The sequence below is a fragment of the Flavobacterium luteolum genome (genome assembly GCF_027111275.1).
Taxonomy (GTDB): domain Bacteria; phylum Bacteroidota; class Bacteroidia; order Flavobacteriales; family Flavobacteriaceae; genus Flavobacterium; species Flavobacterium luteolum.
The window spans coordinates 5164259-5179510 of the sequence record NZ_CP114286.1 but is presented as its reverse complement, the minus strand read 5'-3'; the positions used below and the strand labels follow the sequence as shown (position 1 = coordinate 5179510).

At 34.5% G+C, this 15252-nt stretch carries 9 protein-coding genes; 7 read left to right on the top strand and 2 right to left on the bottom strand.

What is annotated here, in order from left to right:
* The first annotated feature begins 9 nt into the window (after nt 1–9).
* Both OZP10_RS22125 and OZP10_RS22120 read left to right on the top strand, forming a co-directional pair.
* Nucleotides 10–1467 (top strand): SusD/RagB family nutrient-binding outer membrane lipoprotein, encoded by a 1458-nt coding sequence (locus OZP10_RS22125; RefSeq protein ID WP_281632821.1) that lies wholly within the window; start codon nt 10–12, stop codon nt 1465–1467.
* Between the two features lie 267 nt (nt 1468–1734).
* A complete protein-coding gene (locus tag OZP10_RS22120) occupies nt 1735–5583 on the top strand; it encodes a M43 family zinc metalloprotease (protein ID WP_281632820.1) in 3849 nt (1282 codons plus the stop codon).
* A 410-nt stretch (nt 5584–5993) separates the two neighbouring features.
* On the opposite strand, the gene OZP10_RS22115 is transcribed toward OZP10_RS22120, so the two are convergent.
* Entirely contained in the window at nt 5994–7211 is a 1218-nt protein-coding gene (locus tag OZP10_RS22115) for a M24 family metallopeptidase (RefSeq protein WP_281632819.1), read from the bottom strand.
* Between the two features lie 196 nt (nt 7212–7407).
* Between OZP10_RS22115 and OZP10_RS22110 the strand changes: the two genes are divergently transcribed.
* From OZP10_RS22110 to OZP10_RS22090, 5 genes are all read left to right on the top strand, one after another.
* The gene (locus tag OZP10_RS22110; protein ID WP_281632818.1) at nt 7408–8688 is read left to right on the top strand and encodes a S28 family serine protease; all 1281 of its coding nucleotides are present in this window, start codon (nt 7408–7410) and stop codon (nt 8686–8688) included.
* Nucleotides 8689–9026: 338 nt separating this feature from the next.
* The gene (locus OZP10_RS22105) at nt 9027–9629 is read left to right on the top strand and encodes a murein L,D-transpeptidase catalytic domain-containing protein (RefSeq protein WP_281632817.1); all 603 of its coding nucleotides are present in this window, start codon (nt 9027–9029) and stop codon (nt 9627–9629) included.
* Between the two features lie 216 nt (nt 9630–9845).
* Nucleotides 9846–10871 (top strand): NAD(P)-dependent alcohol dehydrogenase, encoded by a 1026-nt coding sequence (locus OZP10_RS22100; RefSeq protein ID WP_281632816.1) that lies wholly within the window; start codon nt 9846–9848, stop codon nt 10869–10871.
* Between the two features lie 361 nt (nt 10872–11232).
* Nucleotides 11233–11739, top strand: a complete 507-nt coding sequence (locus OZP10_RS22095) for an acetolactate synthase small subunit (protein WP_281632815.1) — start codon at nt 11233–11235, stop codon at nt 11737–11739.
* A gap of 92 nt (nt 11740–11831) precedes the next feature.
* Entirely contained in the window at nt 11832–13613 is a 1782-nt protein-coding gene (locus OZP10_RS22090; RefSeq protein WP_281632814.1) for a mechanosensitive ion channel family protein, read from the top strand.
* A gap of 277 nt (nt 13614–13890) precedes the next feature.
* Here the strand turns inward: OZP10_RS22090 and OZP10_RS22085 are convergent, their stop codons facing one another.
* On the bottom strand, nt 13891–15243 hold the full coding sequence (locus OZP10_RS22085; RefSeq protein ID WP_281632813.1) for a hypothetical protein: 1353 nt from the start codon (nt 15241–15243) through the stop codon (nt 13891–13893).
* Between the last annotated feature and the right edge of the window lie 9 nt (nt 15244–15252).

The window sequence follows — 15252 nt, the reverse complement described above, 5'->3', positions numbered from 1 at the left end:
AATAAAGACATGAGAATTATAAAAACAATATTTTTTGCAGGAGCTGTTTTATGTGCAGTAGCTTCATGTGATAACTTAGATGACATGAACAAGAATGAAAAAGCTTATGAAACTGCTCTGCCAAGTGCATTGATGACTAATGCGCAGGTGAATTATGCTTATTTTCTAACAAATGCTTCAGTAAATTCAAATAATTTCAGAGCATATGCACAACATTGGTCAACGGCTACTTATACCGATGAAGCTAATTATAATCAGGCTAAAAGAAACTTGGGGAGTTCGCATGCTGTAACATTATACAGAGATGTATTGCAGGATTTGACCAATGCACAAAAACAAATTCAGGAAACAAAAGTATTAGGTCCTGTTGAAGAAGCTGTAAAGAAAAATCAGATCGCTATTTTAGAAGTTCAAATTATAATGGCTTATCAAACTCTAGTAGATTTATTCGGGAATGTAGCTTATTCTGAAGCTTTAGATATTAAAAAATTTCCGCTTCCTAAGTATGATGACGCTAAAACCATTTATTTTGATTTAGCTGCTCGTTTGGATGTTGCTATTGCAGCTTTGAATGATGGAAATGAAAGTTTTGGAAATGCCGATTTAATTTTTCACGGAGATGTGGCAAAATGGAAAACTTTAGCCAACAGCGTAAAATTAAAAATGGGATTACATCTTGCCGATGTTGATGCAGTAAAAGCAAAAGCAATGGTAGAAAGTGCTTTTAGTTCAGGAGTTATGAGCAAAGAAGCTGATACTGCATTGTTTCAGTATTTTTCTTCAAATGTAGATATGAATCCGCTATATAATAGTTTAGTAAGCGAGAATCAAATAAACATTGCAGAAGTTTTTGTTAATGAATTAAATGGAAAAGAAGATCCAAGACGTGATTTTTTCTTTGATCCAAAATCAAAAATAAATGGGGTGTATAAAGGTGCGCCTTATGCACAACAGGTTACTTACGCCAATTATAGCAGTACGGGTGAAAGATTAAGAGAAAAAACAAATCCAGGAGTCATATTCGATTACACCGAAACTTGTTTTTTACTGGCAGAAGCGGCAAGCCGAGGTTTTAGCGTTGGTGCAGATGCAGCTACATATTATGCAAAAGGAATAGAAGCGAGCATGAAATTTTGGAAAGTTTCTGATGCGAATGCTCAAACTTACTTAGCGCGCCCTGATGTTGCTTTCGCTACAGCACCAGGAACCGATAAGCAAAAAATTGCTTATCAGCTTTGGATCGCCTATTACAATCGTGGTTTTGAAGCATGGACGGAATATCGCAGACTAGATTATCCAATTTTGGTAGCGCCTCCAACAGCAGTACAAGAAGCTGACGGAAAAGTTCCTGTTAGAAATATTTATTCAACATCTGATAAAACGTTAAATACAGCTAATTATGAAGCAGCTTCAACAGCAATTGGCGGAGATTTAATGACAACAAAGATTTTTTGGGACAAATTTTAATTTTGAGTTAGTTTAATTTGTTTTTTGAGCCAGCACTTTTTTAAGTGCTGGCTTTTTGTTTGTCTAGTATTTGCAAGGGAAGACTGATGTTTTAATTCCGTAAGGTAAGATTTGTTTTTAATGATTTATTATGTTTATTTTTTTAATATGTGTTTTTTTATGGTTAAAAATATGATAATTATGTATTAATTCTGAATAAAATACTATCAAAAAAACAGAAGCTTGTGCGGTAATTTTGATTGTTACTAATTAAAAAAACCTAAACAAATGAAATTAAAATTACTAATCTGCTTTCTGATTTTCAGTTCAGTGAAAATTAGCGCACAAGGTTTGCCTTGCCGAACAAGCGAAGAAAATGAAAAAATGTATCGGAATAATCCGCATGCACTTCAAGAGAAAAAGAACTTTGATGTTTTTAGTAAAAATTTTGCGGCACAGCGCAAAACTTCAACGGCAAAAGCTGCCGCAGTGACTACTTATACAATTCCAGTAGTATTTCATATTTATGGTGACGTGCAAGGAGGAAAAACCGTGACATACGAAAAAATCGTCAACCATTTGGCTCAGCTTAACGATGATTTTAATGGTCGTAACGCAGATTACCAAACTGTTGAACCTTTTTTTCAATCTCGACGCGGAACTTTAAATATAGAATTTAAACTAGCTAAGAAAGATCCAAACGGAGGTTGTACAACAGGTGTTGTTTTTCATCCAACAAAAAATGGCTACGGAAATGGCGGAGGCTACGATGACCAGATCGCTGCTGATGCTTGGGACAATACAAAATATATGAATGTCTATATTCAAAATGATTTGTATAATGACGGAGCGACAAATAATTCAGGTGTGGCTTGGTATCCAAGTTCAGACATGACGGCAAACAATACGGCTCGTGTTGTTTTTAACGGGGCTTATTTATACGATAACTCATATAGTAAAGAATTCTCTGCAACACTGACTCACGAATTTGGTCACTTTTTAAATCTGATTCATACTTTTGAAGGAGGATGCAGCGGAACTGATGAAGTTGCAGATACTCCTGCAGAAGACGGAAATCATACTTTAGGTTGTACTCCAGGAACAAATTGTAGCGGAGATAAAGTAAATTTTGAAAACTACATGGGCTATAATGGCGCACAAGGCTGTTACAAAATGTACACACAAGGTCAGATTGACAGAATGCTGGCTGCTTTAGAACATCCGGCTAGAAAATCGCTTTGGCAAGCACAAAACTTAATCGATACCGGTGTTAATGCAACAGGAAGCACTCTTACTGCATCGGCTGTAACTTTCAAAGAAGCAATTATAAATGATGGTTCTTTTGATACTTCATCAATAATCAAACTAAACGGAACTAAAACTTTTGCTGTTTCTTCAGGAACTTTAACAGCAGGAACTCATTTTACTCATACTTTTCCAGCAGGAATCACACCTGTACTTACTGTAAACTCTAATAATCAAATCACAGTTACATTAACTGGAAAAGCAACAAATCATGCATTAAGTAACAATGCATCGGGTGGAATTAGTTTTTTACCTGCTGCCTTTACAGGCGGAACAACTGATTTATCTTGTACTTCTTTATACTTCAATTTTAAATTCTCAGATCCGTACGGAATCTTTTTTGTAGACATGTCAGACGTAACTGTTTCGTCATCATTGACTTGGAAGTATTTTGAGATTGCAAAAGGAGATGATCGTGCATTTGGAGGATGGCGCTATGCTGCGAATGCTTTAAAAATTGAAACCTATGCAAAAAGATTGGTTTGTGAAACAGGCACTAGAAACATCTCGCTTTTAAATGCGAATACTGCTGTTGGTCCGACAAGTAATATGACTGCTCCCGGCGCATATCCAAACCAGTTGGATTTAAGAACAGCCAGTTATACAACATGGGACGGAAAAACTGGTTATGTAGGATTTGATTATTTAATGGATGGTCTTACTTGTTATGGATGGTTCAAAGTAAAAGTAAACGCCGATGGTGACGGTTATACAATTTTGGAATATGCTTATAATACTAAGCCAAATACCCCAATTTATACCGGAATGACCGATAAAACAGCTACAACTTTATCAGCTGACACATTGTATGAAGCTGAAACAAACGACGGAAGCATAACTTCAACGGCAACAATTGCTTTAAGTACTAATAATGGTACATTTACAAAAAGCAGTGGCACTTTTACAGCAGGAACTGACTATACGATTACAGGTGTGCCAGCTGGTTTAACTGCAGTTTTAACTCTTGAAAGCAATACTAAAACAGTGCTTTCTTTTACAGGAAAAGCAACTGCGCACAATACAACAAACGATGCTGTTATTACACTTACGTTTAAAGATGCAGCAATTACTGGTGGAATAGCTACTTTGGATACAGCTACTAAAACAATCAATTTAAAATTTGATGCGCCTTATGGAGTGTTTTATGTAAACAATCCTGATTATACAGCTAATGCTGCATCGACTTGGCAGTATTTTGATTTGGGTATTGGAGATAATACTGAATATGGTGCATGGCAATATGCAGCAGCAGCTTTAAAAATGGAAACGTATGGAAAAAGACTGGTTTCTGAAGCGGGAACAAGAAATATATCATTCTTATCGCAAGGTACTTCTATTGGAGCTTCTAGTAATTTTGCGGCACCAGGAAATTATCCGAATCAATTAGATTTGAGAACAGCTACGTATACAACTTGGGATAATAAAACAGGATATGTTGGTTTTGAATATACAAGTAGAGGTCGTATTTGCTACGGATGGATGCATGTAAAAGTGGAAGCGGGCGGAGTAGGATATACGGTCTTAGATTTCGCTTATAACACCAAACCAAACGAACCAATCTTAGCAGGGGTGCAAACAGGAAATTCGGTATTGGCTCCAACAAATTTAACGGCTTCTGTAACGAATTTAGAAGCGGTTCTTAACTGGACTAATAATGCTACAAATGCTACAAATGTAATTATTGAAAGAGCGGGTTCAGATGATGTTTATGCTGAAATTGCGACATTGGCTAGTACTGCGACGACATATACCAATGCGGGTTTAACTGCTAATACTACTTATAAATATAGAGCCAGAGCAAAATCAGGTGCTGATTATTCTGCTTATTCAAATGTGGTTACTGTGACAATTCCAGCAGCTCCATTATGTGATGCGCAAGGGACAAACGGTTACGAATATATAAGTTCTGTAGCAGTAGGAAGTTTTGTAAACGCATCAGGAAAAGAAACTAACGGTTACGCCGATTACACATCGAAAGTGATTACGTTAAATCCGAATGCGAATACAAGCGTTACTTTGACTCCAGGTTTTAGCGGTTCTGCATATACCGAATATTGGGGAGTTTGGATTGATTACAATAAAAACAATCAGTTTGAAGCATCAGAGAGAGTCGTTAATAATGTTTCTTCAAATGCTGCTGTAACAACAAGTTTTACACCTCAATCATTTACAGGAACAACAAGAATGAGAGTGGTTATGAAATACAACGCCAATCCATCTTCTACATGCGGAAGTTTAGGCGATGGTGAAATCGAAGATTATACAGTTCAAGCAGGGACTTCTGTACCAACAAACCCTGCAACTTTAACAATTCCTGCTAATCTTAGTAATGCGGGAGTATATTCATCAGGATTTTACGCTTCTTGGGCAACATCAACAGATGCTACATCTTATGAAGTGCAATTAAATACTGCATCGGGTTGGATATCAGCCGGAACTTCTACGACATATTATTTATGGATTCCAAAACAAGGAACCCAAACCGTATATGAATTTAGAGTAAAAGCAAAAAATGGTGACGCTTTTAGCGAATGGAGCGCTTCTCACACAATTGATTTGCAATCTGGAAGTTCAGGTTTGCCAGGCTCAGATGTAAATACTGCAAAAGCATTTACAATGTATCCAAATCCAGCTTCTGATGTGGTAAACTTTACTTTTGAAAATATTGATATCAATAAAGTTAAAGTATCAATTTACGATAGTACAGGACATTTAATTGCTACAATGCATAATACAACTGTTTATTCTCTTAAATATTTAAATAAAGGAGTTTATATCGTTGTGGCTACAGATGGAAAGTTTGTAGAAAAGAAAAAATTATTGGTTGAATAATAGTTGATTTAGTTAAAAATGAAAAGGGCTGTCTTTTTGAGACAGCCCTATTTTTTTCTGTTTGTTAATGATGTAATATTTCGCTCCTCTGGAGCTTTTTCTTTTTTAGGACATAATATATTTCTATACATATTTCGCTCCGCTGGAGCTTTTTTTATATTTTGAAATGATTGTTTTCTATAAATATTTTATCCCTCCGGGATTTTTTTAATAGTATTAAAATTCTGGAAGAGCGTTATGTTTATAGAAACTCAATTTGCCAAAGATTTGAAAGCTTCGGAGAAGCAAAATATTTATAGAAATTGCAATTTCCAAAGATCAAAAAGCTCCAGCGGAGCGACATATATTTCAAAAAAAGAGCTGCCTTAAAACAGACTGCTCTCTTCTCTAAAATTTAAATTCAATATTATTTAAACATTTAATCCAAACGGATTATCAATACTCTGCATTGGTTCGGTAAACCATTTAGGACCCTCAGCAGTCATATAAAAATGATCTTCATGACGAATACCAAATTGTCCTGGCATGCAGATCATAGGTTCATTACTAACTACCATTCCTTCTTTTAGAATAGTTTGATTGCCTCTTACTAAATAAGGATATTCATGAATATCTAAACCTGTTCCGTGCCCCACTCGGTGTGGCAAACCTGGAATTTCGTAATCTCCACTCAAACCAGCTTCTGCCAAAACTTTACGCGCAGCATCATCTACAGAGCCGCATGTTGCTCCAATTTGTGCAGCATCAAAAGCTGCTTTTTGAGTTGCTTTCTCAAGATTCCATATTTTTCTGTGCTCGTCACTTGGAGTTCCGTAAACATAAGTTCTAGTAATGTCAGACAAATAGCCTTCTAAACGACATCCAGTATCAATTAGCACCACATCATTTTCTACCAAATTTTGAGGAGCAGTAACTCCATGAGGATATTGCGAATCTTCTCCAAAAAGAACAATACAGAAATAAGAACCAGAAGAAATTCCAGCCTTAATATGGGCTCTATGTATAAAATCGACAACGGTACTTACTGGAATTCCTGGATATAAAATACTTGCCGCTGCTTTTTGCACAGTCATAGTTATATCTTTTGCTTTTTGAATAATAGCAATCTCATTTGCCGATTTATGCATTCGGCATCCTGCTGTTATTGACTGGGCATTTATAAAACTAAAATTAGGATTTGCTTTTGAAATTCCATCAATTAGAAAAAAAGCTGCAGATTCATCCAACGCAATATTGCCATCAGAAATATTTTTATTTTTCAGAATACTACCAAACAATTCAGAAGGGCTTTCGTGTTCTTCCCAGAAGTTTAAATTTCCTTCAATTTTCATGAAAGTTTTAAACGTTCCTTCTTCAAATTTTGGAACAATGTATTCAACTGTTTCATCTTCAAGAATTATGGCGCCAACCATACGTTCAGACGGATTCCATTTTGTTCCTGTAAAATAATATAAGTTCGTTCCTGCATTTACGTAAAGCGCTTTGCAGTTTTGCTCTTTCATTAAAGCAACCGCTTTTTTGATGCGTTGTTTATACTCTGGAAGTGCGATTGGCACGACATCAAGTGTCATGTTTTGTATTTTTCCTAATTCGATATCTATAGTTGATCCGCCAACTCCAATTGTCATTTTTTTATTTTTTAGTTATTATTTAAAGTGCTATAATTTATACAAAGTTGAAATTTTCAATAAAATTAAAGGAATATTTCTATTTTGTCCTATGTTGATGTAAACAAGATAAAATATTACATTTTAAGGGTAATATAGTATCAGTTTTTGCTTTGTATTGCGCTTACTTTTAAAATTTCAAAATAACAAGATTAAAATGAATCGAAAATCCTTTATTATTACGCTGTTCTTTCTTTGTTTGAATTATTTTGCCGTTTCTGCACAGGAATCTTCAGCAGATCTTCAGCAAAAACTAACCGAATTATTCCCCAAAGCCATTATCACCCGAATTGATAATTTAGAAAATTATACAGAGTCTTATCAATTAATTTTAGACCAACCTTTAGATCATAAAGACCCGGAAAAAGGTACTTTTCAGCATTATATTTATCTTTCGCATTTAGGTTATGACAGACCAACAGTAATTGAAACTCATGGTTACAATACGAATAATATTAAAAGCGAAGTCAGTAGTCTGTTACAAGCAAATCAGGTTGCGGTTGAATATCGTTTTTACGGAAAATCACGACCAAATCCGATTCAATGGGAGTATTTAACCAATGATCAGGCCATTGAAGATTATCATAGCATTGTGACAAAATTGAAGAAAATATACTCAGGAAAATGGATTTCAACTGGAATTAGTAAAGGAGGAGAAACATCGTTAATTTATAAATCAATATACCCAGAAGATGTTGATGTGGCAATGCCTTACGTAGCGCCACTAATTAATACTTGTGAAGATCCAAGAACTATAACTCATACAAGAACAGTTGGAACAGAAGAATGCAGAGCAAAAATAAAGGCTTTTCAAAGAGCTGTTTTGCAAAATAGAGAAGCTGTCTTAGAGGTTTTTAAAGACTTTTCAGTTGAGAAAAAAATGCAATTTACAGAAGTTCCTTTTGCTGAAGCATTAGAATATGCTGTTTTAGAATTTCCTTTTTCGTTTTGGCAGTGGGGAGGAAAATGCGATGAGGTTCCGCCAGTAAACGCTTCTGCAAAAGAGCTTTTTGATTATTTGAATAAAATTGTTGGAGTAGGAACTTACAACGATAAAATGTCGTTTGTCTATTTACCGTCTTATTATCAGCATTTAAGCGAATTGGGTTATTATGGTTTTGATCTAGAACCTGTCGCCGATTTATTAACTATTGTTAAAAGCAGTTCTAATGCGCGATTTGCACCTAAGGATGTTGCAATTAAATACAATTCGAAATACATAAAAAAGGTGCGTAAATATGTTGAAAATAAAGGCGATAAAATTTTATATGTTTATGGAGGATACGATACTTGGTTCTCTTGTTCGCCAACTCCAAAATCGGGTGTTGATGCTCTGAAAATGGTACTTCCAGGAGGAAGCCATTCGACCAGAGTCAAAGATTTTCCTGAGAATGACAAGAAATTGATTATGGATACTTTACATAAATGGCTTAATTAAAGGTTGACAGTTAAACTTTTAATTTACTATTGCGATTACGTTTCTGATAATTTTTGTCAAATGAGTTTTCATTTGGCAGAAATTATCTTTTTTTATGGCTATTCTTAATAAAATAGAAAAAGAGGGGGTGAAAAGGAATTATATTAACACTAGATGTAGCATTTCAACATTAAATCAGGTATTTTAAACGAAAATTAACATATAATTTTGTTGTTTTCAGATATTTATAATATCTTTAACTTATGATATGGGAATTGTATAAACTTTGTGTATAATTTTGCAACACTAAATTAACAATTACCCCAAATTATGAATATTAACTTAACTGTCTGCCTGATATGAGAGTATTTTTAATGGCACTGCTTTTTTCCTTGAGTTCTTTCACTTCTATAAGTATGTGGGATGAGGATGAGATTTTAAGCGAAGTTGAATTCGCAAGACTTAATGAGCATGTAAATGAAATTAAGGCTTTTACAGCTGCTAATCACAAGTATAGCAACAAAATTGCTTTTCTTGTAGATATGAAGATTAAATCAGGAAAAAATCGTTTTTTTGTTTACGATCTAGAGAATAATCAAATTCTTGATCAAGGTTTAGTTGCCCATGGGAAAGGTTCTGAAACAGGAATAAAAGGGGACATATTACAATTCAGTAATTCTCCAGAATCTAACTGCACTTCGCTAGGAAGATATTCAGTAGAAAAACCATATAAAGGAATATTTGGAAAAGCTTTCAGACTTGCAGGATTAGACGAAACAAATAGTAATGCCATGAAACGCGCCATTGTATTGCATTCTTATAAAGAGGTTCCGTCAGATGAAAAAGAATATTATATAATCAATAGTCACGGCTGCCCAATGGTTAGTCAAGAGTTTTTAGGTAGACTTTCAAAATATATCGAAAGTACAAATTCTAAAATCTTACTATCTGTATATTATTAAAAAGAAACAGCAAAATATAAATTTAAAAGAGAACTTAGGTTCTCTTTTTTTATGTCAAATAGTTGCCAATTTTATTCATTTGTATTTTCTAAACCGTTGCTTCTTTCTTAAAATGCTCATTATCAGTAATAAATTAGGATAAACTTAACTTGTGTGATAAGGTAGTTAGAAAATACAAGTTGTAAATTAGTGAGATAGTAATCAAAAGTTTATTTTATGAAAGCAGTACGTTTTTTTGGACACAAAGATGTCCGTGTTGTTAATGATATTGAAAGACCGGTTCCTAAAGGTGATGAAGTTTTACTAAAGATTGGTGGAGCAGGTGTCTGCCATTCAGATTTGCACATTATCGATGAAGGAACAGTGGTTGGAACAGTTTTTACGTTAGGACATGAAAATGCTGGATGGATCGAAGAAATTGGAGAAAATGTCGAAGGGTACAAAAAAGGAGATGCCGTTCTGGTATACGGTCCTTGGGGATGTGGGCATTGCAAACCTTGCCAGCAGTCAAAAGAAAATTATTGTGATCATCAATCGGAGCAAGCCTACGGTGGCGGATTAGGATTAGACGGCGGTATGGCCGAATATATGCTGGTTCCATCTTCTAGACTTCTAGTGCCTATATTTGACTTAGATCCTGTTATTGCAGCTCCGTTAACAGATGCTGCACTTACACCTTATTCCGCAATTAAACGTTCACTTCCTAAATTAATGGCTGACGAATATGTTGTCGTAATTGGCGTTGGCGGATTAGGTCACGTTGCGTTACAGATATTAAGAGAAATAAGCGGAGCCGAAATTATTGCTTGTGATGTTACCGAAGATAAACTTGCTTTTGCAAAAGAACTGGGCGCGGCTTATACAGTAAATTCTAAAGATGCTGATGCAGCAGAACAAATTCAGAAAATTACGGGAATCAAAAAAGCAAAAGTAGTGCTTGATTTTGTTGGAGCAACTTCTACAATAGATCTAGGAACAAAAGTAGTAAGCCTTGATGGAGATCTTACTATTGTTGGTCTTGGAGGAGGACACTATCAATATAGCATGAACGTTTTGCCTTTTGGTGTAAGCATGACCAATCCGTATTGGGGATCAAGAACAGAACTAATGGAAGTGGTGGGTCTTGCGAGACAAAAGAAAATTCATATAGAAATTGAAAAACATAAACTTGACGACGCCAATGAAGTATACGATAGGATGCGTCAAGGAAAAATAAAAGGTAGAGCTGTTTTAATACCTTAAAATAATATTTACAGATTAAAAAATAGGTTTATATTTGCCACATCAAATCAAGCAAATGAAAAACATAATTAACATCACTTTTATTATTATCACAATTATCATTCGATAGTGGTGTAGGGATGTTATATAAATAAATCAAAATATATTATTTAAAACCTCCCCTCATACGGGAGGTTTTTTTGTTTACAGCAATTATGAAAAATTTAGTTCAAAATAGCATTATTATTTCAATTATCATTATTCGTATCACATGACGAGTCAGGATTCTATTGTCTATTCATAAAAGCCTTTCTCAGTCAAACGTGAAAGGCTTTTTTATTTCTCAGTAACTCATTTAAAAAAGCACAAATAAAAAAAAACAATGAAAAACGAATTTACTCTAACTATTTACTCCGAAGATCAAATAAGATTAATAAGCAAATTATCTAGTATGTTTTTAAGGAAACAAATACAGATTTTAAGCCTTAATATGTCTATTTGCGAAATTGAAAACATGTACAGACATACCATCGTAGTAAATGAAACGCTGGATCAAGTCATTAATTTGGTAGCACAAATAGAGAAAATTATTGAAGTTTTTAAATGTGATTATTATTTGAATGACGAAATTGTGTTTAGACAGACAGCATTATTCAAAATTCCAACTGCTGTATTTATGGCTGATTTAAATACGGAATTTGTGCTTCGGGAAAATTACCTTAAAATTGCTGAAATACAAAAAGAGTATACCATATTGCAGGGAACAGGAACAGATGATGAAATAGTATCTTTAACAGAGAAATTAAATACATTGGGAATAATTGAATTTGTAAAAACTTCGAGAATTGCTCTTGAAAAATCTAATAAAGGGTTTTGTGCGGAAATGTAAAAAATGATCCGATTCTGTTTTTCTTACAGAAACCTTGCTGTTTTTCTTCAATATTTCTTATTTTTAATAGTCATTACTAAAGCAGATAAAGTATGATTTTAGATACCAAACGTTTATTGTTTTTTTTCTTGTTGATTTTGACTTTACTTATAAAGCCGAATACAGCTGAAGCACAGCTTTTAGGCGCTCCAAAGACAACAGAAGAACCAGCTAAGATTCCAGATGATTCACTTGGAAGAAGAACACCTCAAGGAACTGTCAACGGATTCATTAAAGCTCTTGGTGATCAGAATTATCTGCGTGCGAGTCAGTATCTTGTGTTAAGTAAACGTTCGTATCGTAAAACAGCAGAAAGAGTGCGAATAGCAAAGACTTTTCAGCAGCTGTTGGATCAAGGAGGTAATTTCTCACCATCATCAATTTTAAGCAATAAAGAATTAGGGAGAATAGACGATAATCTGGCAACAGGCATAGATTTGGTCGGAAATATATCTACAGACAAAATAAACATACAGCTTTATTTAGAAAATCAGTCAGATGATAGCCAGCCAGCTTTATGGCTTTTTTCTGCTGAAACGATAGAAGCAATTCTTGCAGCAGATGTGAGCGGAGAAAAAACTTTTTTAGATAGAGTTTTGCCTAGATTCTTAAAAGATAGAAAATTAGGAAATGTCCCAATTGGCCATTGGGGAGTAGTGGTGGTGATGGCAGTTGTTACTTATTTATTGTCGAGGCTCCTTATTTTTGTGCTCATTTTTCTCATTCAAAAAGTATGGAAAAAAGCAGATACTGAAAAAGGAACGGCAATAATAGATGCATTTACGCTTCCAGTTCAAATGTATCTTACGGTGATTTTGTTTGTGGCATCGACACAGCGAATGGGAATCTCGATAATAGTTCGTCAGCGTTTTAGTATCATCATCATTACAATCGGAATTTTAGCTTTCTTGATCCTGCTTTGGAGAATGACCGATTTTGTGAGCATGTATACTCGAAGCAGAATGAGCAACAGTGGCCGAGCTTCTGCAGTATCTGCGGTATTGTTTTTAAGCCGTACTATGAAAGCGGCAATTGTCGTAATCGGAATAATTGCAATCTTGGGAATTATTGGAGTAGATGTTACGGCTGGACTTGCGGCACTTGGAATTGGGGGGATTGCATTGGCTCTGGGAGCACAAAAAACAATAGAGAATTTTGTGGGAAGTGTGAGTCTTATCGCAGATCAGCCATTACGTGTGGGTGATTATTGCCGAATTGACGATATAAAAGGAACCGTAGAAGCAATCGGAATGCGTTCTACAACGCTTCGTACAGCAGCTCGCACAATTGTAACAATTCCGAATGGACAGCTTTCGGCTAGTAAAATAGAAAATTATGCGCATCGCGACCGTTTTATATTCAATCCGATTTTTGGTTTTAGAATGGAAACCACTCCAGATCAGATGCGTTATCTGCTTGTAGAGTTAAAGTCTTTACTGTATGCGCATCCAGCGGTTCTAAATTCACCTCCTATAGTTCGTTTCACTGGAATTACAGCCGATGCTTTAAAAGTTGAAATAACAGCTTATATAGAAGCTGTAAACCTAGAAACATCACAAGAGGTTCAAGAAGATCTTTTATTGAGAATGTTGGATATTATAGAAAAAAGCGGAACTTCTTTGGCTTATCCTTCACAGACCTTATACATGACACGAGATACTCCTTTTTCAAAAGAAAAAGCAGATGAAATCTCAGAAACAGTTAAAAAATGGAAGAAAGACAATGAATTGCAGCTTCCTAAATTTGACCCTAAACGGGTTGAAGAATTAAGAGGAACTATAAAATATCCAAGCGAAGGCAGTTATAATCCTGATGACGAGGAAACTTTGTTGTAAAAAGAATAGGCTGTTTCAAAAAGATATCTTTTTAGTTGGAACGAAATATTCTTTATAGGTAAAACCCCAGTGGGGTAAAATATTTATAGAATTACAATAAGACAAATAAAAAGCTCCGGAGGAGCAACATATTTAAAGGCTGTAGAAAAAATAGGTCGCTCCTCCGGAGCTTTATGTTGTAAAGATTTATCTTTTGCTATAAATATTTAGCTTCTTTGAAGCTTAGAAAAAAACTGTCCATTTGAACAACATATTTTTGTTTTATAACAGCTGTAATTTAGCTTTTTGGTTCTTTTACAATTTCCATATTGCCATCATTTTGTTTGGCAATTTTCCAATCAGGATTTAAGGTAATCTCATAAAATTCGCTTGTAATTTTTTGGCCTTCGATTTTAGCAGGAAGCGGAAAAACAAGATAAGTTCTTCCGTCTTTGTCATAACTTAAAATTCCAGCTTTACCCAATTGGTTTTTTCCTTCAACTGTAGCAAAATTTCCAAAATTATTTCCCGATTTATCTCGTCCCTTAATGCTCGAATACACAATTCCTTTATCATGTAAAGTTAGTGTTCCGTTCATATTAAAAGTGCGTCCATAATGTTCAATATCGGTAATCGCTACTTTTAAAGTTGGTTTCTCAAGAAGTAAATCTGTATAATAGTCCATTAGTTTTTTCTGCTCTTCTTCTCGCGCATTTTCCTGTTTGCTTATTTCATCAATATTGTTTCTAGATTTGGCCGATTCTAGTTCTTTTTTATTGATAGCTATTTTTGATTTTAAAACCATAACTTCATAAATATCAGTGAAATTATAAATGTTATCTAAACTTTTTCTCCAAGAGATATTCAGGTAGTCAAAAAGCAATCCATAGGCTGGGCCTGTAGCATAAGGAAAAGGTCTTGTGTATGTTTTGGCTTCTTCTCGCTGGTTGATTTCTTCTATGGCTTCTTCATATTTATTATCATAAGAAGATAAAGCAAAACCAGTATAATTGGCTAAACCTTCTAAGGTTTCTATTTCAAGTTCATCATTCAGGTATTTTGCATATTGACTTTGTCTTTCTTTACGAAAGAGAACAGCATCTTTCAAATAGCATTTGACTTCTTCGGATTTCTTTTTTTTGACAACAGCTCTCAAGGCATTTTTTAATGCCTGATATTCCAATCGCAATAAAATGCGAGCATTGGTTTCATCAAGATATTCAATCGGATTTCCGTTGAATTTTCTGGATTTCATTTGAAGTAAATGAAATAGCTCATGAATGATTGTTGCACTTTTATCATCTAGATAATTATTTAATACTGTTGCATATTCTTTTCCTTCATACTTCTGTGTGGTATTAACAAAAACAAGCGAGTTGGGTTCCATAATTTTAGAATACAAAAGGTTTTCTTTTTTGCTATTGGATAATGGAACCAAGCTATAAATAGAATTGTCAAAATCGATTACAATAATACTGTCGTTCCAGATTGGTTTCCCCCATAGTTTTCCGTTATCTTTTTCCAAAAGTTCTTTTGCTTCCAAAAGTTTTTGCTGTATGTTTTGTCTGTTTTCTAAAGCTTTATCTGTTCCTTGTGCAAAGGTAAATTGCAAGATTGTGGTAAAGATTAGTAATAAAAGATTCTTTTTCATTTCCGATTG